Genomic DNA, 25,981 nt, shown 5'->3' on the forward strand with positions numbered 1-25,981 from the left:
GCCAGCGTTCAATCTGAGCCATGATCAAACTCTTCAGTTCAATACTGCTTGGGTTTTTAAGAAACCCTAAACTTGGCTCAGCAATCTCAAATGACTATGTGATTTCTCGCATGGCCACTTGTGATGCTGATAATCTTTGTGACTATCAGTCCGTACTCACAAGCACCCACACGAATTGCTTGATTCGATTTGTTAAAGAGCGTTTGGTTAAGAGCGTTTCGTCTCAACCGAGGCGCGCATTCTACGCTTTCCTCATTTGCTGTCAAGCGTTTATTTTGAAGTTTTTTACAACCGGTTTCTTTCGAAACCTTTCAACTTCAACAACTTACCGCTTGCCTCGAAGCGTTCAACGCTGCGAGGAGGCGAATAATACGCGCTTTGAGATCAGAGTCAACACCTTGATCTGAAAAAACTTTCTGCCAGCGTTTTACCTTCGTCGGCAACTAATGAAAGCGCCGCGAATCTGTAGAGAAACACCACCCAACGGAGCGTAGCGGCCATGAGCGATGCGCAAAGCGAGAAAACCCCAGGCCTGTCGGCGGACGAGGAGCAGGAAGTAAGCCTTAACCAACCGCCCCGCGCGGCAGTGCTTCACGAGATCATTCGTTACCAGGGCGACCAGGAACTGGAACGAACACTCGCCGCACTGTGGTGGTCGGCACTGGCCGCAGGCTTGTCCATGGGGCTGTCGCTTATGGCCATGGGGCTGTTCTACGCACGCCTGCCGGAGGGGGACAGTGCCCAGGTTATCGCCAGCATCGGCTATAGCGCAGGCTTCCTTGCAGTGATACTGGCGCGTCAGCAGTTGTTCACCGAAAACACCCTGACCGCCGTGTTGCCGGTAATGACTGCCCCCACCCTGGCCAACTTCGGGCGCCTGCTGCGCCTTTGGAGCGTGGTACTGCTTGGCAACCTCGCCGGCACCTTGCTGGTGGCCTGGGTAATGCTGGAGCTGCCGATCTTCGACAGCAAGACCGACGTGGCTTTCCTGGAGGTTGGCCGCAAGGTCATGAAGAACGATGTCAGCCAGATGTTCGCCAAAGGCATCGTATCGGGGTGGATGATCGCCACAATGGTCTGGATGATCCCGTCGATGGAACATGCCAAGATCTGGATCATCCTGATGATCACCTATCTGATGGCCCTGGGCGATTTCACCCATATAGTGGTCGGCTCGGTCGAGGTGTCATATCTGGTCTGGGCCGGCGATGAAACCTGGAGCAGTTTCTGGCTGGAGTTCGCCCTGCCGACACTGGCGGGCAACATCATCGGCGGCAGTTTCATCTTCGGATTGATCAGCCATGCACAGGTGCGCAGCGACAGCGGCAAACCGCCCTCGCGGCTACTGAAAGAGAACCGGCCACCCTCAGCGCGCCGCAACAACGGCAACGAATGAACTTCAGCGTGCCGCTACCACGCGCTCCTTCGGCTGGCCCCGCTGACGCAAGGGCCGTGGCTGCCACCAGTTCTGCCCGGCGTGCGGAGAGTCAAGGCTGACCCGCTCCCCCATCTGCGGGGTGCTCAGGCGCACCTGTGCCTGGTTGGCCAGCGCCAGGATGCGTTCGAACGGTTCCTGCCAACCATGGATGGACAGGTCGAAAGTGCCGTTGTGAATCGGTAACAGCCAACGCCCGCGTAAATCCAGATGGGCCTGCAGGCTCTGCTCCGGCTGCATGTGCACATCGGGCCAAGCGACGATGTAGGCCCCAGTCTCGATCAAGGTCAGGTCGAACGGCCCGAAACGCTCGCCAATCTGCTTGAACCCATCGAAGTAGCCGGTATCGCCACTGAAGAATACCCGCACATCCTCGTCGACGATCACCCACGACGTCCACAAGGTCCGGTTGCTGTCCAGCAGCCCACGCCCGGAAAAGTGCTGAGCCGGGGTGGCGACAAAGCGTACGCCCTCGACCTCGCTTTCCTGCCACCAGTCCAGCTGCCGCACCTTCGCCGGTGCCACGCCCCAGGTAATCAGCAGGTTGCCTACGCCCAGCGGGACCAGGAACACACTTGTTCGCGGTGCAAGTTGGCGAATCGCCTGTTCGTCCAGATGATCGAAGTGATCGTGGGACAGTACCACCGCAGCCAATGGCGGCAATTGGTCCAGTGCCAAGGGTGGCGCATGGAAACGCAGCGGGCCGGCCCACTGCACTGGCGAGGCGCGCTCGGCGAATACCGGGTCGGTAATAAAGAAGCGCCCACGCAGCTTGAGCAATACCGTGGAATGGCCCAGGCGCCACAGGCTGCGGTCGGGCGCATCGAGCACCTGCTGGCGGGTCATGGGCTGAAGACTGACCGGTGTGGCCGGCCGGGTTTGCGGCGGTTTGCGCAGGAACAGATACTTGAGCCCGATGCGCAACTTCTTCAATACGCCATCCTGTGGCAACGACGCCTGGTTGTGAAAACGCCCTTCCCGCTGTGGCGCCGGCTCGCCGGCGGAGTTGACCAAAGGGACCATCAGCAACACTCCGAGCAACAGGAAAGCCTTCATGCTACCCCACAGTGATCGGATCAACCATGAATTGGCTTGTAAGGTCATTTTTCGTCGATGAAACACTGTTCAACAATATTCATGCGAGTTATGCGATAAACGGTGCTTCAGCAGAAGAACGATGATCAAGATGGATAAACGCAGCGGCAAAGGACTTTCATTCGCCAAACGCATCTACCTGCCGCGGGTCATCGGCCTGGGAATCGGCCTGTTCAGTGTCATGGCCGCCATGGCGCCGCTGTCACCGCCCACCTGGGCATGGCTGCTGGTACTGTTCAATGGCCTTTTGTGGCCACATGTGGCCTACCTGTGGGCAGCCCGTTCGGCCACCCCCTACCAGGCAGAACAGCGCAACCTGGTTCTGGACTCCTTGATGGGTGGGTTCTGGACCGCCGCCATGCATTTCAATCCATTGCCCAGTGTGACCGTGCTTTCGATGATGACCATGAACAACGTCGCCGCCGGCGGCAAACGCATGGTCGTTCGCGGGATGCTGGCCCAGTTGGGCGGCATGCTCGTCGCCATATTGTTGCTGGGCCCTGGCCTGCAACTGAACGCCACGCCCCTGCAGGTCTATGCCTGCCTGCCGATGCTGACGCTCTACCCACTGGCGCTGGGCTGGGTCTGCTACCAGCTGGCGATCAAGCTGGCCGACCACAAGCGCCGACTGAGTACACTGAGCCTCACCGACAGCCTGACCGGCCTGCTCAACCACGGTGCCTGGAAAGACCTGCTGCTGCTGAAGTTCCAGGCCTGCCAGCAGCAAAAGGGGCACGCGGTGATTGCCCTGATCGACATCGACCACTTCAAGACCATCAACGACACGTTCGGTCACGTTGTCGGCGACTGTGTGCTGCGCCAACTCGGCGCCGAGCTGCGGCACAGCCTGCGCGAAGGCGACCAGGCCGGGCGCTACGGCGGTGACGAATTCTGCGTGATCTTGCCGGATACCAGCGAAGCCGAAGCGTGCCTGGCCATGGAGCGCCTGCGCGAGCGGGTCGCCAGCTACCGCAACCCGCAGTTGCCGCACCTGCGCATCAGCCTGAGCATCGGCCTTTCGGCATTCGAGGCCGACCTGGAGTCACCCGAGCACTGGCTCGAGCAGGCGGACAAAGCGCTGTATACCGCCAAGCATGCCGGGCGCGACCAGATCAATTTTGCCCGCAGCGACGCTGCAACGCTCAGGCTGGCCTATCCTGATTGAACCTCCTTCCTGACTAACTGGCGGGAGGCTGTCTGAAGGAGCCGCTCGCGCATGGCCAGGACCGCCAACCTTCCAACCGCCAGCCCCACCCCGCGCTTCCAGGTGCGTCGCTTGATTGCCGGCTTCAGCGCAGTTTTCGGCCTGGCTTGCCTGGTCATCGTCGGCGCCCTGTTCAATATCGCGGGTACTCTTGACCATCAGGAGCGCCAGCGCAGCGCCTCGCAGGCATCCAAGGCGCTGGAGCAACGGTTGCTCGCATCGCGCCAATTCCTGTCCAGCTACGCCGTATGGGATGCTGCCTTCGAACACCTGGCGGGGCAGGCCGACTGGAAATGGGCCTACGAAGAAAAGAACGTGGGCGAGTCGCTGTACAGCGCCAGCGGCTATGAGGGAGTGTTCGTGGTGGAGGACGCACGCACCACCTACGCCTTGTTCAGAGGCCAGCCTACCCAGGCGGCGGCCAATACCTATATCGATGCAGCGCTGCAGCCAATCATCGACCAGGCCCGGGCAGCGGCCATCCCCCGTGAACAGATCACCCGTTTCGTCCTGTTCAACGGTTGGCCGGCCGTGCTCAGTGCTGCGGCGGTGCGCCCGGACCGGGATGTCACCGAGAGCGAGGTCAGCCAGGCGCCGGTAATGCTGTTTGTCGACCAGCTCACCGAGGACAAGCTGGCGCAACTGAGCAGCGGTGCCGGCCTGACCGGCATGCACGTGGAGAAAAATGATGTGGGCGAGCACGGCCACCTGCGCATCGACCTCGGCGATACCGGCTACCACCTGTCCTGGAGCAGCCCGCTGCCAGGGCACCAGTTGCTGCGTGCTGTGTTGCCCCCGCTGTCGGGAGCCTTGCTGATACTTGGCCTGGTCATGCTCTACCTGTTCCGTCATGCCTTGCGCAGTTCGCGCGCGATCGACCTCACGCTCGCCCATCTTCAGCAGAGCAACCAGGCCCTGGAGGCCAGCGAACAGCGTTTTCGCGCGGTGGCTGAGTCGGCATCCGACTGGATCTGGGAAACCGATCGGCAGCAACGCCTCACCTATCTGTCACAACGTTTTGTCAACGTTACCGGTTACCCTGTGGGCGACTGGCTCGGCCACCCGCTCAATCAGTTGCTGGCCTGCGATACCACGCCGCTCTCGCCGTGGCTGGATGCCCTGGCCGCGGCCGACCCGCAACAGCTGGCCAACCTGCGCTGCACCTACCGCGACCAGAATGGCCAGAACCGCTACTGCCGCATTTCGGCCCGCGCCATCTGGTACGACGACAAGCCCGTCGGTTTTCGTGGCACCGCCAGTGACATCACCGACGAAGTCGATGCCCATGCACGCATCCAGCACCTGTCGCTGCACGACCCGCTGACCGGCCTGGCCAACCGCAACAAGCTAGCCCGCCACCTGGAACAGGCGCTGTTACGTGGGAGCGACTCGCCACCACTGACCTTGCTGCTGCTGGACCTGGACAACTTCAAGCCGATCAACGACTCTCTCGGCCATGCCGCCGGTGACGCGGTGCTGCAGGAGGTAGCGAACCGCCTGCGCGACACTACCCGCGACGGCGACCTGGTCGCGCGTTTGGGCGGCGACGAGTTCCTCCTGGTGCTCAGCGGCATGGACAACCGCAGCGAGATCGACCGTTTCTGTGCGCGCCTGATCAGCCTGCTGCAGCAACCGATCGCCTTCGATAGCCAGACCCTCCATGTTGGCGCCAGCATCGGAGTCGCCCAGACCCGTACCCAGGGCTTCGATGCCGGCGAGCTGATCCGCTGCGCCGATATCGCCCTGTACCAGGCCAAGGCCGACGGCAAGAGCACCTGGCGCTATTTCGCTGCCGAAATGAACCAGCAGATCCAGTACCGCCGCCAACTGGAGAACGACATGCGGCGAGCCCTGCGCAACCAGGAATTCGAGCTGCACTACCAGCCGCGCTACCGCCTCAGCGACCTGCGCATCGTCGCAGTCGAGGCCTTGCTGCGCTGGCAGCATCCGCAGGAAGGGTTGCTGGGGCCGGACACCTTCATTCCCTTGGCCGAACAGAGTGACATCATTGTCGCGCTGGGCCGCTGGGTGTTGCGCGAAGCCTGCCGCACTGCCCATGACTGGCCCGCCGATGTTCTGGTCTCTGTGAACCTGTCACCTGCGCAGTTCCAGCGCAGCGATGTGGTGGCGGATGTACGCGAGATCCTGCTGGAAACCGCTTTCCCCGCACAGCGCCTGGAGCTGGAAATTACCGAGAACGTGATGCTCAATGACATCGAAGGCGCGCTGGGCACCATGCTGTCGCTCAAGGAGCTGGGCGTTCGCCTGAACATGGACGACTTCGGCACCGGCTACTCGTCGCTGGGCTACTTGCGCACCTACCCGTTCGACAGCATTAAGATCGACAAACGCTTCATCGGCGGGCTGAACAACACCGCTGGCAGCGACCGCGCGGTGGTCCAGGCCATCATCAACCTGGGTGAAGCGATGGGGCTGACGGTGACGGCCGAAGGAGTGGAAAGCGAGCAGCAGCTCAGGGCACTGCAGAAGGACCGTTGCCATGAAGTGCAAGGCTATTACCTGAGCAGGCCTCTGAACAGTGCGGGGCTCGAGGCGTTGTTGCAGCAGGCATCCCAGCGCTCGGCGCCCTACCTGTAGCGCGTGGAGGTAACTGTCTAGTGCAGGTTTGATACTTGCACACCCCCTGTGGGAGCGGGTTCACCCGCGAAGAATGCAACGCGGTATATGGCACCGGCTTCGCCGGTGTTCGCGGGTGAACCCGCTCCCACAGTGATGGTGCAGGTTTTCGGTATTCGAGCGAGGCAGTTACTCCGCTATTACAGAGCGGAGTCCCGCTGCAAGCTGCGCTCAGCCACGATTTCCGGCAGGTCGCGCCGGCGCAGGTAGGTGCGCAGCGGTTCACCGATGTTCAAACGGTCATCCACATGCTGCTCCAGCAACAGCGCCAGCCGTTCGCGGCAAAGAGCCATGCGCTGCCCTTGCTCGGGCCGCCAGACAAACTCGCTGCAGGGCGTGATGCTGGCATCGGCCACGTCCATGCCGAAAGAGTCTTCGGAAAAACGCACGATATGCACGCCGCGCTTGCCATGAAAACCGACGAAGCCCTTGAGCTGGTCGGCAGCGTTGCAGATGTCCTGTGAAGTGATGGCCATGACGTAACCTCGCAATGAAATCGGAAGATACGCACGCCAGGCGGGAAAGGGTTGCCTCTGCCGGGCAACTCGTGACTGGCAGCCTAACGCAAGCCATCACACAGGCGCCACGGTTTTCATCGATCAGCAACCACCGTCAACCTGTGAATGCAGCACCTCGCCCAACCATTGCATGAAGGCCTGCACCCGGCGTGGCACGTGCCGTTGCCGGGCATAAAGCAGTGATACGGGCATGGCCGGCGCCTGCCAGCCTTCCAGTACCGAAACCAGCTCACCGCGCTGCAGGTGCTCGGCCACGCCCACCGCCGGCACCTGAATCAGCCCCAGCCCGGCCAGGCAGGCCGCCGAGTAGGCCTCGGCATTGTTCACTGTGACCACGCCGGCCATGGCCTGGAAATGCAGTTCACCGTCCTGCAGAAATTCGAAACCGGCACTACGCCCCCCCAGAGTGCGCACGTAATGCACCAAGTGATGCTCGGCCAGGTCCTGCAGCGTGCGCGGCACGCCGTAGCGTGCAAGGTAGGCAGGGCTGGCACAGTTGCGCATGCTTAGTTGGCCGACCGGGCGCGCCACCACATCCAGGTCATGCAGGGCACCAATGCGCATGACGCAATCGAAGCCTTCACGCAGCAGGTCGACCTGGCGGTCGGTACAACTGAGCTCCACCTCCAGGCGCGGGAAGCGCTGCAAAAACTGCGGCAACGCCGGGATGATGACCCGCCGGGCCATCATTGTCGGCAGATCGACGCGCAGGCGCCCGGCCAGCTCGGCATCGTCGGCGCGGAACAAGCCCTCGATTTCGTCCATGCCCGACAGCAGGTCCTTGCTGCGCTCGTACAGCAAGACGCCATCCTGGGTCGCCTGTACCCGGCGGGTGGTGCGGTTGAACAGCTGCGTACCCAGTAAACGCTCGAGCGCCCTGACCTGCTCCGACACAGTCGAACGGGGCAGCCCCAAGCTCTCTGCAGCCAGGGTGAAACTGCTGACCTCGCAGACCCGAACAAAGGTGCGCAACAACTCCAGCTTGTTCAATTCAGCCCTCGTCTATCCGGTTTTACCGAACAGTATTTCCATATTCGCTGGATTTAACAGCACCACACCGACCAATAACCTGTGCTCATCAGCCCACCATGAGGTTTTCACCATGACCCGCAAGATTGCCCTGATCACTGGCGCCAGCCGCGGCCTGGGCCGCAACACCGCAGAACACCTGGCCGCACGCGGCATCGATGTCATCGGCACTTACCACAGCAAGGCGGAGGAAGCCCATGCCGTCGCCGCCCGGCTGGAGCAGGCCGGGGTCAAGGCCATCATGCTGCAACTGGACGTCAGCGACAGCGCCAGCTTTGCCGGTTTCGCCGAATGCCTCGGCGCAACCCTGCAGCAACACTTCGGCCGCGAGCGCTTCGACTTTCTGGTGAACAATGCCGGGATCGGATTGAACGTGCCATACACCGAAACCAGCGAGGCACAGTTCGACCAGTTGCTGAACATCCAGCTGAAAGGTCCGTTCTTCCTTACCCAGCGCCTGCTGCCGTTGCTGGTCGACAATGGCCGCATCGTCAACATTTCCACCGGCCTGGCGCGCTTTGCGCTACCGGGGTATGCCGCCTATGCCGCGATGAAGGGGGCGATGGAGGTGTTGACCCGCTATCAGGCCAAGGAACTGGGAGCACGTGGGATTCGTGTGAACATTCTGGCGCCGGGGGCGATCGAGACCGATTTTGGCGGCGGCGTGGTACGGGATAACCGACAGGTTAATGAATACATTGCCGGCAACACGGCGCTGGGGCGGGTGGGCTTGCCGGATGATATCGGGGCAGCGATTGCGCTGTTGCTGGAAGATGGCAACGGCTGGATCAACGGGCAACGGCTAGAGGTTTCGGGCGGGATGTTCCTCTGAAATCGAGGATCTGGGGCTGCTGAGCAGCCCCTTGGCCCTCACGGCCGGTTTTGCTCCTCGTGCACCTGCACACTGGCCGTCATTCCCGCACTCAGGGTCACCCCCTCCGGCACCTGGTCCAGGCGAATCCTCACCGGTATCCGCTGCGCCAGGCGTACCCAGTTGAAGGTCGGCTCAACCTCCGGCAGCAACTGGCTGTCCGGGTTGCTGTTGCGGTCGGTGATACCACGGCTGATGCTTTCCACATGCCCTTGCATCGGTTCGCCCGCGCCCATCAGCCAGACCTTCACCGCATCCCCCACACGAATGCGTGGCAGCTTGGTTTCCTCGAAATAGGCCTGGATATAGAAGGTTGAATCGTCCACTAGGGCCATCACCGCCTCCCCGGTATTCACATAGTTGCCCTCGGCCAGGCGCAAGTTGGTGATATGCCCGCTGCGCGGCGCCCGCACTTCACTGCGCGCCAGGTTGATTTTGGCGACCTGCAATTGTGCCTCGGCTTCATGCAGCTCACCGCGGGCGATGGCCGCATTGATCTGGGCGTTTTCCCGCAATTCGGCACTGATCGCCTCCGGCCCAAGTGCGGTACGCCGGGCCGCTTCACGTTCGCGCAGGCGCAGCTGCTGGCTGCGGGTTTCGGTCACTGCGCTGGCTTGGTCGAAAGCCGCCTGGAAGCGTTCGCGGTCGATGCTCATCAGCAGGTCGCCGGCCTTGACCTGCTGATTGTCACGGGCCTTCAGCTCGCGCACCCAGCCAGACACATCGGGGGCGATCACCACCACATCGGCGCGCACACGGGCATCGCGGGTCCAGGGGGTGAGCATGTAGTACTGCCACAGCTGATAGCCGGCGAAGACGGCAAGGGCCACCACACACAAGGTGACCAGGGTACGTACGGCCACACGCATCGAAACACTCCTTTATAAAGCTCCCAGCAGTCGCACTACCAGGAACAACACACAAACGAACAACGCCGCATCGAACAGCGCTTCATGCCAGATCCAGCGCCCCAACGGCGTGGCCTGCACCACCAGACGCAACACGCCGGTAAGCACCAGCGCCATCAACACATAAACCAGGAAAGGGCTGAACAGCACGCCGCCCAATTCCCACTCACGCAACCCCATGGGATTCCTCCTGCCAACGGCACCACTTGCCCCAGCTTTTTTGCAGTTGCAGCACCGCCCCTTCGGCCAACCGCAGCGGATCGCTGGAGGGTAGACGGCGCAAGGCGCCAATGAACTGTTCGCTTGCGGCATCCAGGCTCTGTCCACGCCCTGGCGCCGGCCCTTTGGCCAGCACTGCCTCCACCTGCTGCAGGTATTCACGCTCGGCCCGTCCCAACGGGGCCTGGGCGACCGCCAGGCACATGCGCAAATGCACCAGTTCGTCGCCGATATCCAGGCCGTGCAGGCCGTCGTCCCAGCGCTTGCGTTCGCTCTCGGGCAGGTCGCCGGCATGCCGCGCCAGTTGCATCAGGCGGTCGGCCATACGCCCGCCAAACCAGCTGTCGGCCCCGCGCAGGTCGCGCCGGGTCAGGCGCACCAAGTCATTCTGGGTCGCCGCCCGCAGGCGCTGGCCCAGCCAGGCCGGGTGGCGAAACACCAACAAGCGGAAGGCCATCACCGCTGCCGACACACCCACCAGCATGGCCAAGGCACTGTTGAGCATGGTGGCCACGCCGAACTGCATGGCGTTGAGCGGCGACACCAGCACAATGAAATGCAGGCAATAAGAAGTAGCCGTGGCCCCGGTCCTCGGGTGAGCCATGCCCAGCGCACCAAGAAACAGCGGTACCCCCATACCCAGGCAGAGCATGGCGAAGCTGCTCCATTGCGGCAGCAGAATTTGCCCGACCAGAAACGCCGCCGGTATTGCTAGGAGGATCCCGCGCAAAAAACTCAGGCCGATCTGCGCGCCATTCTCGCGGCTGGCGAACAGGCTGCAGACCACACAGGTCAGCACCAGGCCACCCGGTGCCGAAGGCCAGGCGGTGGCCAGCCAGAAACCACTCATCACCAGAAACGCCAGCGCACTGCGTGAGCCGAACAGCAAGGCCAGCGACCAGTCGCGGTGCGCAGCCAGGCCCTGAGACACATCCTTGGGCGCCCTGCCCGCCTCCACATCCTCCAACGCCTGGCTGGCAGCCATGGCGTAATCCAGCAGCAGTGCCATGCGTGCCAGGCAAAAGTGCTCCGCCGGGCTGATCTGATCATCGTGGGCAGCATCCCAGATGCGCTGGCGTAGAAGCAAAAGGCTCGGCTGATCGGGCTTGCCCAACAGTGCGCGCACCTCCTCCAGCCAGGGCGCCAGGCGTTCGGCCTCGCTCTCATCAAGTTGCCGCCACTGGCGGCGCACCGAACGGGAAATGCGCAGCAGCACCATCAGTTTCTGGCTCAGGCCGCGAATGGCACGAGCGCGCTGGCGCCCGCGGTTGCCTTCGAACCAGGCGTGTTCGCGTTGGCTGTCGATGGCAACGATACGCCCCAGGCTTTCCAGCAGGCCTTTGCGCGCCTCGTCTTCACCGCCCAGCATGGCACTGGCGGCCTGCAGGCCGTTTTGCCAGGCCTGACGTGCCTGCCCGCCCAGTTGCTGCTCTACCCGCATGGGCCAGAGCAAGGCGCTGCTGGCGGTGGCACAGAAGATACCCAGGCAGATCTCGGTACAGCGCGCCACGGCCTGGTCGAACACCTGCAGTGGGTGATCGATGGCCGGCAGGGCAATGATCGCCGCCGTGTAGCCTGCCAACACGAAGGCATAGGCCCAGGCGCTGCGCAACTGTGTGGAGGCGGCGGTACACAGGGCCAGCCACAGGGCCAAGGTGAGCAGGAACAGACCGGGGGTCTGGGCAAACAGACCGATGAACAGCACCGACATAAACGTGCCGACCAGGGTGCCGGCCAGCCGCGCCAGGCCCTTCTGCACTACCATGCCTGACAACGGCTGGGCGACGATGAAAGCGGTCATCAGGGCCCAGGACGGTTGCTCCAGGCCCCAGCGCATCGCCAGCCACAGGGCCAGGCCGCCACCGAGCAGGGTCTTGGTGGCGAACTTGAGGGCGAGGCTGCTGGGAGCGAACAGGGCCTGGAAGGTGATGGGCACGAGACGGACCTTGAGGGGATGGTCTTGTAGAAAGATAGACAATGGTGGGAAGGATAAAGCGGAAACGATTAATTAGCTAGCTAATCATCTTTACAGGAGGTGCAGATCGTCCTGTCCCGGCCCTTTCGCAGCACAAGGCTGCTCCTACAGATACTGTGTAGGAGCAGCCTTGTGCTGCGAAAGGGCCGGGACAGGCAACACAAAAATTGCAGGCAAAAAAATGGGCGACCGAAGTCGCCCTAAATGCCTTGCGTGCTCGTGTACCCGGAAGGTCAGCGCGGTTTGCGCTTGTTCGAGTCCTTCCAGATGAAAATGCCCAGACCGGCAAAGAAGACGACCATCAACCCGACCGTTACCACTCCGGCGATAACCACGTTGTCGAAGAACATGCTGGCCTCCCCATTCGTTTGCCGTTGTCCGATGGGTGCAAGTTAACCAATGTGGGGGCGGGGAAAATTGATCGGTGTCAATGGTGCCCGGGGCCGGGCACGCGAGGCGGGTGCAGGGTTGACCTGCGTCAAGTTTCAGCGCTTCTTCGGCTTGCCCTTGGGCTTCTTTTTCTTGGCACTGTTCAACGGCAGGGCCTGCTCGAACGCATTGCGCATTTCGTTCAGGCGCTTTTCCTTGAGGTCGTGGACGCGCTTGGCGCGTTCGGCATCGAAATCGATGAGGTTGTCTTGGCTCATGGGTGGGCTCGACGATCAACTGAGACTTGCATGATGAAGCCAGGCGCTGGCGCTGACCAGCCCCGCGTCAGACTTCGATGTCCACCAGCAGCCCCTGGCGTACATGCTCGCCCATCAACGGCGCCACCGGCACGGTATTGTCGGCGTTGACCTCGTCACCCGGCATTGCACTGTAGCGTTCGTCGTCGCCCTTCTGCCGACGTTGCTGCTGGCGGCGCTGCTCGTCGCGCAGCAGCAGCGCCTGCTCCTGCGGGTCACGCTGCTGCTTGAGGTCGATGGCACTTTCACCGGATGCAGGCTGGGTCGGCACCACCGGCTTGATGTCGGGTGTCGGCTTGACCGGGTCCTGTTGCGAGGTCACCGGGGCGGCACTGAGCGGAATGATCGGTGGCAGCATGGACGTTCTCCTATGCCCCCTGTATCGGCAGGCGCGGGTTTACCTTGATGGCATGCACAACACTTATTCGGCTTCGTCGTCAGGGTTATCGTCGCTAGGTGGGCTGGCCTCGCTCCAGGGCCGCTTGTACACCTGCTGCCAGACCGCGTCCATGTGCTCGCGCAGCACCTGCGGCGCGGATTTTAGCGAGGCGCTGTCCTCACGCTCACCGCCGATCGGCTCTTCACCTGCCGGGGTGATCAGCGACTGGCCGGTGATGCTGTAGCTGGCCTGCCCTTCGCGCATCTCGATGGCGATGTCGTGCGGGTCGATGCCACCGCCACAGAATGCGTGGCTGGCAACCGTCACCTCGGCGATGCCGTCCTTGTTCAGGTCGCCGACATCGCTGACGTCGTTATAGAAGTCCACATCCAGGTCCAGGCCCGGGCAGGTGGTTTCCTGTTCGATCTGCCAGCGCGCCTTGAACGCGTCATTTTCGGCCTTGCGCCCGTACAGCGTGGCCTTGAGTACCACCTTGTCAACTTCCTGCTCGCTTTCCGGGTCGCTGGCCTGGCCATCGCTGCGGCTCAACACCAGCAGGCCTTCACCGTCGCGGTCACGAAAGTGCACGCTCTTGATCGGCGTCTGTACGCCCAGCACCTCGAGCTGTTCGATCGGGATGGCGGGCAAGGTCTCGAAGTTTTTCTGCTCGCAGGCGGCCAGCAGCAACAGGCTGCCCACGGCCATCGAAGCGCTGATCCAGCGGTGCTTGGCAGACATGTTGATCCGGAGCCCTCGTCGGCAGCACGGTGGGGGACGATGAAGCGGCTAGACTGTTGCTACCTATCGCACTTCGGCACCTTTCGATGCGCTCGGCACTTTGGTCTGACCGGCCGATCCGTTAACATAACCGGCTTTTTCATCGCGGGAGTTCAGGCAGTATGGCGCAGCAGTATCAACCGGGGCAACGCTGGATCAGCGACAGCGAAGCCGAGCTCGGCCTGGGTACCATCCTGGCGCAGGATGGCCGCCTGTTGACCGTGCTCTACCCGGCCACTGGCGACACCCGCCAGTATTCCCTGCGCAATGCGCCGCTGACCCGCGTGCGCTTCTCGCCAGGTGACCAGATCACCCACTTCGAAGGCTGGAAGCTGACCGTGCGCGAGGTCGAGGACATCGACGGGCTGATGGTCTACCACGGCCTGGACGGGCAGAACCAGCCGCGCACCCTGCCGGAAACCCAGTTGTCGAACTTCATCCAGTTCCGCCTGGCCAGCGACCGCCTGTTCGCCGGGCAGATCGACCCGCTGTCGTGGTTCAGCCTGCGCTACAACACCCTGCAGCACACCAGCAAGCAGATGCAGTCGGCGCTGTGGGGCCTGGGCGGCTGCCGTGCCCAACCCATCGCCCACCAGTTGCACATCGCCCGCGAAGTCGCCGACCGCAGCGCGCCGCGCGTCTTGCTGGCCGACGAAGTGGGCCTGGGCAAAACCATCGAAGCCGGCCTGGTGATCCACCGCCAGCTGCTGTCTGGCCGCGCCAGCCGCGTACTGATCCTGGTACCGGAAAACCTCCAGCACCAGTGGCTGGTGGAAATGCGCCGCCGCTTCAACCTGCAGGTGGCCTTGTTCGACGCTGAGCGTTTCATCGAAAGCGATGCCAGCAACCCGTTCGAGGATGCCCAGCTGGCGCTGGTGGCCCTGGAGTGGCTGGTAGAAGACGAAAAGGCCCAGGACGCGCTGTTCGCCGCTGGCTGGGACCTGATGGTGGTGGACGAAGCCCACCACCTGGTCTGGCACGAAGACCAGGTCAGCGCCGAATACGGCCTGGTCGAACAGCTGGCCCAGGTGATCCCGGGCGTGCTGCTGCTCACCGCCACCCCCGAGCAGCTCGGCCAGGACAGTCACTTCGCCCGCCTGCGCCTGCTCGACCCCAACCGTTTCCACGACCTGGCCGCCTTCCGCGCCGAGAGTGAGCACTATCGCCCGGTGGCCGAAGCCGTACAGGAACTGCTCGACGAAGGCCGCCTGTCGCCCAAGGCCCACGCCACCATCCAGGGCTTCCTGGGTGCCGAAGGCGAAGCCTTGCTGGCTGCGGTCAGCGACGGCGATACCCAGGCCAGCGCGCGCCTGATCCGTGAGCTGCTCGACCGCCACGGCACCGGCCGCGTGCTGTTCCGTAACACCCGCGCGGCGATCCAGGGCTTCCCTGAGCGCCAGCTGCACCCTTACCCACTGGCGACGCCCGAGCAGTACCGCGACCTGCCAGCTGGCGAACATGCCGAGCTGTACCCGGAAGTCGCCTTCCAGGCCCAGGGCGAGGTGGCCGATGACGAGCGCTGGTGGCGTTTCGACCCGCGCGTCGACTGGCTGATCGACACCCTGAAGATGCTAAAGCGTACCAAGGTGCTGGTGATCTGCGCCCATGCCGAAACCGCGATGGACCTGGAGGACGCCCTGCGCGTGCGCTCCGGCATCCCGGCCTCGGTGTTCCATGAGGGCATGAGCATCCTCGAACGCGACCGCGCCGCCGCCTACTTCGCTGACGAAGAGTTCGGCGCGCAGGTGCTGATCTGCTCCGAGATCGGCAGTGAAGGCCGCAACTTCCAGTTTGCCCACCATCTGGTGATGTTCGACCTGCCGGCGCACCCCGACCTGCTCGAACAGCGCATCGGCCGCCTCGACCGTATCGGCCAGAAGCACACCATCCAGTTGCATATCCCGTACCTGCAGGACAGCCCGCAAGAGCGCCTGTTCCAGTGGTACCACGAAGGCCTCAACGCCTTCCTCAACACCTGCCCTACCGGCAACGCCCTGCAGCACCAGTTCGGCCCGCGCCTGCTGCCACTGCTTGAAGGTGGCGAAAGCAAGGCCTGGGAAGCCCTGGTGGCCGACGCCCGCAGCGAACGCGAACGCCTGGAAGCCGAACTGCATACCGGCCGTGACCGTCTGCTGGAGCTCAACTCCGGCGGTGCCGGCGAAGGCCAGGCGCTGGTCGAGGACATTCTCGAACAGGACGACCAGTTCGCCCTGCCGATCTACATGGAAACCCTGTTCGACGCCTTCGGCATCGACAGCGAAGACCATTCCGAGAACGCCCTGATCCTCAAGCCGAGCGAAAAGATGCTCGACGCCAGCTTCCCGCTGGGTGACGACGAAGGCGTTACCATCACCTACGACCGTGGCCAGGCGCTGTCGCGCGAGGACATGCAGTTCCTCACCTGGGAACACCCGATGGTACAAGGCGGCATGGACCTGGTGCTGTCCGGCTCGATGGGCAACACCGCTGTGGCGCTGATCAAGAACAAGGCGCTCAAACCTGGGACCGTGCTGCTTGAACTGCTGTTCGTCAGCGAGGTGGTGGCACCGCGCAGCCTGCAACTGGGGCGTTACCTGCCACCGGCGGCATTGCGCTGCCTGCTAGATGCCAACGGCAACGACCTGGCGTCCCGCGTGGCCTTCGAAACCCTCAACGACCAGCTGGAAAGCGTGCCACGCGCCAGCGCCAACAAGTTCGTCCAGGCCCAGCGTGACGTGCTGGCCCAGCGCATCGGCAGCGGCGAGGCCAAGGTCATGCCGGCCCACGTCGAGCGCGTGGCCGAGGCCCAGCGCCGCCTTACAGCGGAGGCCGACGAAGAACTGGCCCGTCTGGTCGCCCTGCAAGCGGTCAACCCGAGCGTGCGCGACAGCGAGATCGAAGCGCTGCGCAAGCAGCGTGAAGAGGGCCTGGCGATGCTGGAAAAGGCCGCCTTGCGCCTGGAAGCCATTCGCGTGCTGGTGGCTGGCTAGTCTTTCCCCGCACCCGTGTAGGAGCGGCCTTGTGTCGCGATGGGCTGCGCAGCAGCCCCAGAATTTTTGCGGTAGTGCAGAAATCTGGGGCTGCTGCGCAGCCCATCGCGACACAAGGCCGCTCCTACAAAATGCGAGCCGATATTCTTGGCGGCGATTGATTCCATAACCAAATCGTAGGAATCAATGTGCCATTAGTCAGGAAGGCTTAAACACCTCTTCCTATACTGCCTCTGGACAGTCTGCACAGGGTTTAGCGCAGACGAGTGAAAACTCGATCATGAGGCATTCCATGGAATGGCTTGGGCTGCAACTGTTCGCCGACCTGCCGGCAACCGGGCGCATCGTCATCGATTGCCGGCATGAACCGTTCCTGGTTCTGCTTGCCTACCTCGTCGCCTGTGCGGCCTGCTTCGCCACGCTGGACATGGCCGAGCGACAATCCCACAGCGAAGACCCCACCGCCCACCGACAATGGAACATGCTTGGTGCCTGCTGCCTGGCAGGTGGTATCTGGGCCATGCATTTCATCAGCATGCTGGCCTTCCAGGCGCCAGTGGAAGTGCACTACGACGCGTCCCTGACCATTCTTTCGCTGCTCATCGCACTGGCCGTCGCCTGGCTGGCCATGCACAGCCTCGACCGCAGCCAGATGCGCGCAATCCATTACCTGCAAAGTGCAGTACTGATCGGCCTGGGCATCATCCTGATGCACTTCGTAGGCATGGCCGCCCTGGAAACCGGTGCCCGCCAGTACTACCAGACCGGCCTGCTGCTGGCCTCTGCCACCATTGCCCTGCTCACCAGCCTGACCGCGCTATACCTGGCCCGCTACTTCCGGCAGGGCAGCGGTACCTTGCACCAGGCCATGAAGTACGGCGCCAGCCTGCTGATGGCTGGTGGTATCGTTGCCACCCACTTCACCGCGATGTCGGCCATGACCCTGGTCATCCCGGCCGACACCGCCCTGCGCCTGCCGTCTGGCGACAACAGCCTGCAACTGGCGCTGGGCATCGGCTTCATCACCATGCTGATCAGTGCTGCCAGCATCAGTACCGCACTGGCCGACAAGAAGCTGCAAAGCAAGGAGCACGACCTGCGCCGGGTCAGCGTGCTGCTCAGCCAACTGGACCAGGCCCGCGCTTCGCTGCAGCAGGCCGCGCACTACGACGCCCTGACCAACCTGGTCAACCGCCGCGGTTTCAACCAGGTGTTCGCCGAACGCCTGGCCGAGCACCAGGCCACGGAAAGCCACCTGGCGGTGATGTTCCTCGACATCGACCATTTCAAGCGCATAAACGACAGCCTCGGTCACGACGCCGGCGACGAGCTGCTCAAAGTGATCGCCGGACACATCAAGGCCGCCACCCGAAACCGCGACCTGGTCGCACGCCTGGGCGGCGACGAGTTCTGCGTGGTCACCAGCCTCACCAACCGCGACGAAGCCCGCCACCTGGCCCAGCGCATCATGCAGAGGATGAAAGAGCCCATAAACCTGGGCGGCCGGCGCATGGTCATGACCACCAGCATCGGCATCAGCATCTTCCCCGACGACGGCACCACCGCCGAAGAGCTGCTCAAGCATGCAGACCTTGCCCTGTACCAGTCCAAGGGTAACGGGCGCAACAGCCTGAACTTCTTCAACGACAGCCTGAAGACCCAGGCCTCGATTGCTCTGCAACTGGAAGAGGAACTGCGGGTGGCGCTGCTCGAGGAGCATGGGCTATGCGTGCACTACCAGCCGATCTTCGACCTGCGCAGCAGGCAAGTGGCCAAACTGGAGGCCCTGGTGCGCTGGCAACACCCGCAACACGGCCTGCTCGGGCCCGATCGTTTTGTCGCCATCGCAGAGGCCAACGGGCTGATCATCGACCTCGATCTGTGGGTGCTGCGCCACGCCTGCGCCGACCTGGCCTATCTGCAGCGCCACGGTCATGGAAACCTCAAGGTCACGGTCAATTGTTCGGCCGTCACCCTCAGCCACGACGAACTGCCCAACGAAGTGGAAAAGGCGCTGTTCCACGCCGGGCTCGCACCCCGACAGCTGGAACTGGAAGTGACCGAGAACGCCTTGATGGGTGACATCCAGCGCACGGTAAACCTGCTTACGCGCATACGCGCCCTGGGCGTGGCGCTGTCGATCGATGACTTCGGCACCGGCTACTCGTCGCTGGCCTACCTCAAGCGCCTGCCGCTGGACGTGCTTAAGGTCGACCGCAGCTTCCTGCAGGATGTGCCGGGCAGCCAGAAGGATCGCGAAATTGTCCAGGCGATCATCGTCATGGCGCATACCCTGCATCTGCAGGTGGTCAGCGAGGGCGTGGAAACCGCCGAACAGCTGGCGTTTCTCCAAGCCCACGGCTGCGACTACCTGCAGGGCTACCTGCTGGCCCCCCCGGAGCCGCTGGCCGAACTACGCTCGCTACTGGAGCGGGTTCGGCACAAGGGCGGCGTGTTCAGCCCTTGCTGCGATACAGCTCAACCAGAGTCGCCGGATCCTTTTGCAGGTACCCCTGGCTTGCGTGCAGGCGCATCAATTGTGCGGCAAGGCCACTGAGCGGCGTCGCCGAGCCTTGCTCGCGGGAGAATTTGACCGCGCCATCGAGGTCCTTGAGCAGCGTGCGCACATGCCACTTGATCGGCTCGAAGCGGCTCTCGGCCATTTGCGGAGCGAGGATCTGCAACGGTCTGGAGTCGGCAAAACCGCCCGCCAGCGCTTCGGCGATCAGCGTCGCGTCGACACCGGACTGTTCAGCCAAGGCAACCACTTCGGCGATTACCAGAGCATTGCAGGCCACGATCATCTGGTTGCAGGCCTTGGTCACCTGGCCTGCGCCCACCGCGCCCATATGCGTCACGCGCTGGCCAAGTACCTGCAGTACCGGGCGCGCACGCTCCAGGTCTGCTGCCTCGCCACCGACCATGATCGCCAGGGTGCCGGCTTCGGCCCCGGGGGTGCCCCCGGACACTGGCGCGTCCAGCCAGGCCATGCCGCACAGCGCTGCCAGTTCGGCGGCCATTTCACGAGTGGCGGTTGGCTCCAGGCTGGAAAAATCGACCAGTAACTGGCCGCTGCGTCCGCCCTGGGCAATGCCTTGCTCGCCGAACACCACCTCGCGGACCACGGCCGTGTCGGCCAGGCACAGCAGCACCATGTCGCTGTCGCGGCACAGTTCGGCAGGGCTGCTGGCCAGGCGCGCGCCAGCCGCGACCAGTGCAGCGCACTTGTCCGGGCTGCGGTTCCATACCGTCAGCGGGTAACCCGCTGCCAGCAGGCGCCGACACATGGGCAGGCCCATCAGCCCGATGCCGGCGAATCCAAGCGAAGGTAGTTTTGAGTTCATCAATGACTCCGGACAAATTCGATATCGATCCGGGCCGCTTTGCGGCCTTCGCGGGCGCGCCCTCTCCCACAGCACCAGCGCTGGTCTGAAGAGCAACATCTGACCTGTGGGAGCGGGCATGCCCGCGAAGGGCTGCAAGGCAGCCCCCATTACGCATCCCGTAAACTGTTACCGCCACGCCGAATTGTTACTTCCCTCTACCCGCCTTGAGCGCCTTCAAGCACCAAAACGGGGCTGCTGCGCATTTTCGCGCACCAAAAGCGATCATGCCTCTGTCGGGCGCTTTGCCTGAATCACGATGAACGGCGAAACCACCACCGCCCAGATCTCTGGATCGCGGCTTTGCAGGTCCAGGGCCTGCTCGGCGGTTACCGGACCAACAGTGCCATCACTACGCCACTTGGCGAAGATCTCGCTGCGATTCTCGGCCATCGCCTCGGCAACGGCAATCAGGTCGAGGCTCGGGTCGACCCAAATCAGGTCACCCTTGGCCCAGAAACGCTCCAGCGCTTTCCACTCGATGATTGCCGTCTCGCCAAGCAATTTGGCATAGAGGGTGCTTGTTTGATCAGTCATGGGTGGTTTCCGCAAAAATCGGCCAATAAAAAAGGTCGGCATTTTTGCAGAAAAACCCGGTTTCAAATATGTAATTTGGTCGATTGATCCCGAACTTGTGGGGCGGGGTCGCAGATGCAGGCAGTTTGATGGCGCCTTTCTGTATCTTTGTGTCGACCATGCGACAACCCAGGAAGCAGGCACTTTTCGACCGCTTTTCAAGCGCTCGAACAGCGCTCTACACTGTACCGGTACAGTTCCGGGACATGTTCCGGGGGAAGGTGGGCTTGCGCGTTGGCATGGCCACGCCGCAAATCCCGCCCGGTCTGTAGCCCTGGCCGCCAGGACTATAAGAATTACAACAGAATGAGTGGAGCACTATGATCAAGATTTCCAAGCTGTTCGCCGCAATGGTTCTGGCAGGGGTAGCCAGCCATTCGTTTGCCGCCGATACCATCAAGATCGGGATTGCAGGCCCTAAGACCGGCCCTGTGACCCAGTACGGCGACATGCAGTTCATCGGCGCAAAGCAAGCCATCAAGGATATCAACGCCGCGGGCGGCGTGGATGGCAAGATGCTCGAAGCCAAGGAATACGACGACGCCTGCGACCCTAAACAGGCCGTTGCAGTCGCCAACAAAGTGGTCAACGACGGCGTCAAGTTCGTCATCGGTCACCTGTGCTCCAGCTCCACCCAGCCTGCGTCCGACATCTACGAAGACGAAGGCGTGATCATGATCACCCCGGCCGCGACCTCCCCGGAAATCACCGCACGTGGCTACAAGCTGATCTTCCGCACCATCGGTCTGGACAGCGCCCAGGGCCCGGCTGCCGGCAACTACATCGCCGACCACGTCAAGCCGAAGGTTGTCGCCGTCCTGCACGACAAGCAGCAGTACGGTGAAGGCATCGCCACCGCGGTCAAGCAGACCCTGGAAGGCAAAGGCACCAAGGTTGCCGTGTTCGAAGGCCTGAACGCCGGTGACAAGGACTTCTCCTCGATCATCCAGAAGCTCAAGCAGAACAACGTCGACTTCGTCTACTACGGCGGCTACCACCCAGAGCTGGGCCTGATTCTGCGCCAGGCTCAGGAAAAGGGCCTGAAAGCCAAGTTCATGGGCCCGGAAGGCGTGGGCAACGACTCCATCTCGCAGATCGCCCAGAACGCCTCCGAAGGCCTGCTGGTGACCCTGCCGAAGTCGTTCGACGCGGACCCTGCGAACAAGAAGATCGTCGACGCCATCAAGGCTGACGGCAAGGACCCAAGCGGCCCGTTCGTGTTTCCGGCCTACTCGGCTGTCGAGCTGATCGCCCAGGGCATCAAGGAAGCCAAGTCCGAAGATGCCGACAAGGTGGCAGCCGCCATCCACAAAGGTACCTTCAAGACCCCGACCGGTGACCTGTCGTTCGACGACAAAGGCGACCTGAAAGACTTCAAATTCGTGGTCTACGAATGGCACTTCGGCAAGCCGAAGACCGAAGTCTCCCCTCAGTAACTGCGTGACTAATAGCTGACCGTAGAAGCCCACTGTGCGAGCAGTGGGCTTTGTTTTACGAGGTTCATGGGCCTGATCCCCGCGATCCGGGGGCGGGCTCACCTGAAAATCTTAAAACCGTCACCCGCGGTTTCCTGGCCTACCCCCGCCAGCGAAATGCAAATCAGGTTTTTAGGAGCGCTGTAATGCCTGAGATCTACCATTTCTTCCAACAACTGGTTAATGGATTGACCATCGGCAGCACCTATGCCTTGATCGCCATCGGCTACACGATGGTGTACGGCATCATTGGCATGATCAACTTCGCCCACGGCGAGGTGTACATGATCGGTTCCTACGTGGCCTTCATCGCCCTGGCGGGCCTGGCCATGATGGGTATCCATTCGCTGCCTGTCCTGATGACCGTCGCCTTTGTCGCGACGATCTTCGTCACCAGTGCCTATGGCTACAGCATCGAACGGGTTGCCTACCGCCCCCTGCGCAACAGCAACCGCCTGATCCCGCTGATTTCCGCCATCGGCATGTCGATCTTCCTGCAGAACACCGTCCTGCTGTCGCAAGATTCCAAGGACAAGTCCATCCCCAACCTGATCCCCGGAAGCTTCTCGTTCGGGCCAGGCGGCGCCGAGGAAGTACTGATCAGCTACATGCAGATCCTGGTGTTCGTGGTCACCCTGGTGGCCATGACCTGCCTCACCCTGTTCATCTCCCGTTCCCGCCTGGGCCGCGCCTGCCGCGCCTGCGCCGAGGACATCAAGATGGCCAACCTGCTGGGCATCAACACCAACAACATCATCGCCCTCACCTTCGTCATCGGTGCCGCCCTGGCGGCGGTGGCGGCCGTGCTGCTGAGCATGCAGTACGGGGTGATCAACCCCAACGCCGGTTTCCTGGTGGGCCTGAAGGCCTTCACCGCGGCGGTGCTGGGTGGCATCGGCAGCATTCCGGGCGCCATGCTCGGCGGGCTGGTGCTGGGCGTGGCCGAAGCGTTCGGTGCCGATATCTTCGGCGACCAGTACAAGGACGTTGTGGCATTCGGCTTGTTGGTTCTTGTCCTGCTATTCCGGCCGACCGGCATCCTGGGCCGCCCGGAGGTTGAAAAAGTATGAACAGAAATCTCAAACAGGCGTTCTTCAGCGCCTTGCTGGTATGGGCCGTGGCCTTCCCGGTACTGGGCCTGAAACTGAGCATCGATGGCATCAGCCTGGTAGTGCACAGCCAGGGTTCGTTCACCATCGGCATCATCGCAGTGTGTTCGGTGCTGATGTTCCTGCGCGTGCTGTTCGACAAGCAGTGGAGCTCGGTAATGGGCCGCCGCTCGGATCGCAAGCTGATCCCGCCGGCGGTCAGCAACTATCTGACCCTGCCGAAAACCCAGCGCTACGTGATCATGGGCCTGATCGTCGCGGCACTGGTGTGGCCGTTCTTCGGCTCGCGCGGCGCGGTCGACATTGCCACGCTGATCCTGATCTACGTGTTGCTGGGCCTGGGCCTGAACATCGTGGTCGGTTTGGCAGGCCTGCTCGACCTCGGTTACGTCGGCTTCTACGCCGTCGGTGCCTACAGCTACGCCATGCTCTCGCACTACCTGGGCTGGAGCTTCTGGGTATGCCTGCCGATCGCCGGCCTCATGGCCGCTACCTTCGGTTTCCTGCTCGGCTTCCCGGTGCTGCGCCTGCGCGGTGACTACCTGGCGATCGTGACCCTCGGCTTCGGCGAGATCATCCGCCTGTTCCTGCGTAACCTCACCGACTGGACCGGCGGCCCCAACGGCATCAGCAACATTCCCAAGCCGGAGTTCTTCGGTCTGACCTTCGAACGCCGTGCCGCCGAAGGCATGCAGACCTTCCATGAGTTCTTCGGGCTGGAATACAACTCGATCAACAAGGTCATCTTCCTCTATCTGGTGGCCCTGCTGCTGGCCCTGCTGGCGCTGTTCGTGATCAACCGCCTGCTGCGCATGCCGATCGGCCGCGCCTGGGAAGCCCTGCGCGAAGACGAGATCGCCTGCCGTGCTCTGGGCCTGAACCCGACCGTGATCAAGCTGTCGGCATTCACCCTGGGCGCCTGCTTCGCCGGTTTCGCCGGCAGCTTCTTCGCTGCGCGCCAGGGCCTGGTGACGCCGGAGTCGTTCACCTTCATCGAGTCGGCGATCATCCTCGCCATCGTCGTGCTCGGCGGCATGGGCTCACAACTGGGCGTGATCCTCGCGGCCATCGTGATGATCCTGCTGCCCGAACTGATGCGTGAGTTCAGCGAATACCGGATGCTGATGTTCGGTGCGCTGATGGTGTTGATGATGATCTGGCGTCCGCAAGGCCTGCTGCCTATGCAACGTCCACACATGGAGCTGCGTCGATGAGCCGCGAAATTCTGCAAGTCAGCGGCCTGAGCATGCGCTTCGGCGGCTTGTTGGCGGTCAACGGCGTGGGCCTGACCGTCAAGGAAAAACAGGTGGTGGCACTGATCGGCCCGAACGGCGCCGGCAAGACCACCGTGTTCAACTGCCTGACCGGCTTCTACAAGCCCAGCGGCGGCACCATCCTGCTCGATGGCCAGCCGATCCAGGGCCTGGCCGGGCATCAGATCGCCCGCAAGGGCGTGGTGCGGACATTCCAGAACGTGCGCCTGTTCAAGGAAATGACCGCGCTGGAAAACCTGCTGATCGCCCAGCACCGCCACCTCAACACCAACTTCTTCGCCGGCCTGTTCAAGACCCCAAGCTTCCGCCGCAGCGAGAAGGAGGCCATGGAGCGCGCGCAGTACTGGCTGGAGAAGGTCAACCTGACCGAGTTCGCCAACCGTACCGCCGGCACCCTCGCCTACGGGCAGCAGCGCCGCCTGGAAATCGCCCGCTGCATGATGACCCAACCGCGCATCATCATGCTCGACGAACCGGCTGCGGGCCTGAACCCGAAGGAAACCGAAGACCTCAAGGCGCTGATCGCCTACCTGCGTGAGTCGCACAACGTCACCGTGCTGCTGATCGAGCACGACATGAAGCTGGTGATGAGCATTTCCGACCATATCGTGGTGATCAACCAGGGCACACCCCTGGCCCACGGCACACCGGAAGAGATCCGCGACAACCCTGATGTGATCAAAGCCTACCTGGGGGAAGCGTAAATGCTGAAGTTCGAGAACGTTTCCACCTTCTACGGCAAGATCCAGGCGCTGCACAGCGTCAATGTGGAGATCAACCAGGGCGAGATTGTCACCCTGATCGGCGCCAACGGCGCCGGCAAGTCGACCTTGCTGATGACCCTCTGCGGCTCGCCGCAGGCGCACAGCGGCAGCATCAAGTACCTGGGTGAAGAACTGGTCGGCCAGCCATCCTCGCACATCATGCGCAAGAGCATCGCGGTGGTACCGGAAGGCCGCCGCGTGTTCTCCCGCCTGACCGTCGAGGAAAACCTGGCGATGGGTGGCTTCTTCACCGACAAGGGCGATTACCAGGAGCAGCTGGACAAGGTGTTGCAGCTGTTCCCGCGCCTGAAGGAGCGTTATATCCAGCGTGGCGGCACCATGTCCGGTGGCGAGCAGCAGATGCTCGCCATTGGCCGGGCGCTGATGAGCAAGCCCAAGCTGCTGCTGCTCGACGAGCCATCGCTGGGTCTGGCGCCAATCATCATCCAGCAGATCTTCGACATCATCGAACAGCTGCGCCGTGATGGCGTGACGGTGTTCCTGGTGGAACAGAACGCCAACCAGGCGCTGAAGATCGCTGACCGGGCGTATGTGCTGGAGAACGGCCGGGTGGTGATGCAGGGTACTGGGGAAGCACTGTTGACCGACCCGAAGGTGCGCGACGCGTACCTGGGGGGTTGACGGGGAAAAGGGCCATCTACTGGCCCTTTTTTTCTACCTGTCAGAAATGTATTGCC

General features: G+C 62.5%; 23 protein-coding genes. 11 read left to right on the plus strand and 12 right to left on the minus strand.

Annotated elements, in window-relative coordinates:
- The first annotated feature begins 499 nt into the window (after positions 1 to 499).
- On the plus strand, positions 500 to 1,396 hold the full coding sequence (locus WM94_RS02115; RefSeq protein WP_061550325.1) for a formate/nitrite transporter family protein: 897 nt from the start codon (positions 500 to 502) through the stop codon (positions 1,394 to 1,396).
- A gap of 3 nt (positions 1,397 to 1,399) precedes the next feature.
- Here the strand turns inward: WM94_RS02115 and WM94_RS02120 are convergent, their stop codons facing one another.
- Entirely contained in the window at positions 1,400 to 2,491 is a 1,092-nt protein-coding gene (locus WM94_RS02120; protein ID WP_061550326.1) for an MBL fold metallo-hydrolase, read from the minus strand.
- A 130-nt stretch (positions 2,492 to 2,621) separates the two neighbouring features.
- Between WM94_RS02120 and WM94_RS02125 the strand changes: the two genes are divergently transcribed.
- Complete coding sequence (locus WM94_RS02125; protein WP_061550401.1) at positions 2,622 to 3,695, plus strand: diguanylate cyclase; 1,074 nt, start codon at positions 2,622 to 2,624, stop codon at positions 3,693 to 3,695.
- 51 nt (positions 3,696 to 3,746) lie between these two features.
- Positions 3,747 to 6,332, plus strand: a complete 2,586-nt coding sequence (locus tag WM94_RS02130) for an EAL domain-containing protein (protein WP_061550327.1) — start codon at positions 3,747 to 3,749, stop codon at positions 6,330 to 6,332.
- 179 nt (positions 6,333 to 6,511) lie between these two features.
- Here WM94_RS02130 and WM94_RS02135 read toward each other — a convergent pair whose 3' ends face one another.
- The gene (locus WM94_RS02135) at positions 6,512 to 6,847 is read right to left on the minus strand and encodes a DUF2025 family protein (RefSeq protein WP_013973906.1); all 336 of its coding nucleotides are present in this window, start codon (positions 6,845 to 6,847) and stop codon (positions 6,512 to 6,514) included.
- Between the two features lie 123 nt (positions 6,848 to 6,970).
- Complete coding sequence (locus WM94_RS02140; RefSeq protein ID WP_061550328.1) at positions 6,971 to 7,879, minus strand: LysR family transcriptional regulator; 909 nt, start codon at positions 7,877 to 7,879, stop codon at positions 6,971 to 6,973.
- Positions 7,880 to 7,991: 112 nt separating this feature from the next.
- Between WM94_RS02140 and WM94_RS02145 the strand changes: the two genes are divergently transcribed.
- Entirely contained in the window at positions 7,992 to 8,750 is a 759-nt protein-coding gene (locus WM94_RS02145; protein ID WP_013973908.1) for an SDR family NAD(P)-dependent oxidoreductase, read from the plus strand.
- A 38-nt stretch (positions 8,751 to 8,788) separates the two neighbouring features.
- Here the strand turns inward: WM94_RS02145 and WM94_RS02150 are convergent, their stop codons facing one another.
- The 7 genes from WM94_RS02150 to WM94_RS02170 form a co-directional block, all read right to left on the minus strand.
- Positions 8,789 to 9,658: an HlyD family secretion protein gene (locus WM94_RS02150; protein WP_061550329.1), complete on the minus strand. Its 870-nt coding sequence runs from the start codon at positions 9,656 to 9,658 to the stop codon at positions 8,789 to 8,791.
- 12 nt (positions 9,659 to 9,670) lie between these two features.
- Positions 9,671 to 9,877, minus strand: a complete 207-nt coding sequence (locus WM94_RS02155) for a DUF1656 domain-containing protein (protein WP_013973910.1) — start codon at positions 9,875 to 9,877, stop codon at positions 9,671 to 9,673.
- Positions 9,864 to 11,852 (minus strand): FUSC family protein, encoded by a 1,989-nt coding sequence (locus tag WM94_RS02160; protein ID WP_061550330.1) that lies wholly within the window; start codon positions 11,850 to 11,852, stop codon positions 9,864 to 9,866. Before WM94_RS02160 ends, WM94_RS02155 begins: the two co-directional genes overlap by 14 nt.
- Before the next feature lie 272 nt (positions 11,853 to 12,124).
- On the minus strand, positions 12,125 to 12,241 hold the full coding sequence (gene ccoM / locus WM94_RS31015; protein WP_025340347.1) for a cytochrome c oxidase subunit CcoM: 117 nt from the start codon (positions 12,239 to 12,241) through the stop codon (positions 12,125 to 12,127).
- A gap of 135 nt (positions 12,242 to 12,376) precedes the next feature.
- Entirely contained in the window at positions 12,377 to 12,538 is a 162-nt protein-coding gene (locus WM94_RS30365) for a hypothetical protein (RefSeq protein ID WP_003258944.1), read from the minus strand.
- A 67-nt stretch (positions 12,539 to 12,605) separates the two neighbouring features.
- Positions 12,606 to 12,935, minus strand: coding sequence for a hypothetical protein (locus WM94_RS02165; protein WP_003258942.1), 330 nt, complete (start codon positions 12,933 to 12,935; stop codon positions 12,606 to 12,608).
- Between the two features lie 63 nt (positions 12,936 to 12,998).
- Positions 12,999 to 13,694 carry a M949_RS01915 family surface polysaccharide biosynthesis protein gene (locus tag WM94_RS02170; RefSeq protein WP_047595771.1) on the minus strand — a complete coding sequence of 232 codons (696 nt, stop codon included), beginning with the start codon at positions 13,692 to 13,694 and terminating at the stop codon, positions 12,999 to 13,001.
- A gap of 161 nt (positions 13,695 to 13,855) precedes the next feature.
- Here WM94_RS02170 and rapA point away from each other — a divergent pair, with 161 nt between their 5' ends.
- Together rapA and WM94_RS02180 are read left to right on the plus strand one after the other, a co-directional pair.
- The gene (rapA, locus tag WM94_RS02175) at positions 13,856 to 16,702 is read left to right on the plus strand and encodes an RNA polymerase-associated protein RapA (RefSeq protein WP_061550331.1); all 2,847 of its coding nucleotides are present in this window, start codon (positions 13,856 to 13,858) and stop codon (positions 16,700 to 16,702) included.
- A 292-nt stretch (positions 16,703 to 16,994) separates the two neighbouring features.
- On the plus strand, positions 16,995 to 19,259 hold the full coding sequence (locus WM94_RS02180; RefSeq protein WP_061550332.1) for a bifunctional diguanylate cyclase/phosphodiesterase: 2,265 nt from the start codon (positions 16,995 to 16,997) through the stop codon (positions 19,257 to 19,259).
- Here the strand turns inward: WM94_RS02180 and WM94_RS28675 are convergent.
- Both WM94_RS28675 and WM94_RS02190 read right to left on the minus strand, forming a co-directional pair.
- Positions 19,159 to 20,046 (minus strand): NAD(P)-dependent oxidoreductase, encoded by an 888-nt coding sequence (locus WM94_RS28675; protein WP_003258940.1) that lies wholly within the window; start codon positions 20,044 to 20,046, stop codon positions 19,159 to 19,161. The genes WM94_RS02180 and WM94_RS28675 overlap by 101 nt on opposite strands.
- A gap of 264 nt (positions 20,047 to 20,310) precedes the next feature.
- Entirely contained in the window at positions 20,311 to 20,622 is a 312-nt protein-coding gene (locus tag WM94_RS02190) for a DUF2288 domain-containing protein (protein ID WP_003258939.1), read from the minus strand.
- Between the two features lie 359 nt (positions 20,623 to 20,981).
- Here WM94_RS02190 and WM94_RS02200 point away from each other — a divergent pair, with 359 nt between their 5' ends.
- The 5 genes from WM94_RS02200 (at position 20,982) to WM94_RS02220 (ending at position 25,925) form a co-directional block, all read left to right on the plus strand.
- Positions 20,982 to 22,097, plus strand: a complete 1,116-nt coding sequence (locus WM94_RS02200; protein ID WP_024087643.1) for a branched-chain amino acid ABC transporter substrate-binding protein — start codon at positions 20,982 to 20,984, stop codon at positions 22,095 to 22,097.
- Positions 22,098 to 22,282: 185 nt separating this feature from the next.
- Complete coding sequence (gene livH / locus WM94_RS02205) at positions 22,283 to 23,206, plus strand: high-affinity branched-chain amino acid ABC transporter permease LivH (protein ID WP_013973918.1); 924 nt, start codon at positions 22,283 to 22,285, stop codon at positions 23,204 to 23,206.
- Positions 23,203 to 24,459, plus strand: coding sequence for a high-affinity branched-chain amino acid ABC transporter permease LivM (locus tag WM94_RS02210; RefSeq protein ID WP_015271529.1), 1,257 nt, complete (start codon positions 23,203 to 23,205; stop codon positions 24,457 to 24,459). The genes livH and WM94_RS02210 overlap by 4 nt, the downstream gene beginning before the upstream one ends.
- Positions 24,456 to 25,223 (plus strand): high-affinity branched-chain amino acid ABC transporter ATP-binding protein LivG, encoded by a 768-nt coding sequence (gene livG / locus WM94_RS02215; RefSeq protein ID WP_013973920.1) that lies wholly within the window; start codon positions 24,456 to 24,458, stop codon positions 25,221 to 25,223. The genes WM94_RS02210 and livG overlap by 4 nt, the downstream gene beginning before the upstream one ends.
- Entirely contained in the window at positions 25,224 to 25,925 is a 702-nt protein-coding gene (locus WM94_RS02220) for an ABC transporter ATP-binding protein (protein ID WP_013973921.1), read from the plus strand. It begins immediately after the preceding gene.
- The last annotated feature ends 56 nt before the right edge of the window (positions 25,926 to 25,981 follow it).

This window comes from Pseudomonas sp. ABFPK (assembly GCF_001586765.1).
Taxonomy (GTDB): Bacteria; Pseudomonadota; Gammaproteobacteria; order Pseudomonadales; family Pseudomonadaceae; genus Aquipseudomonas; species Aquipseudomonas asiatica.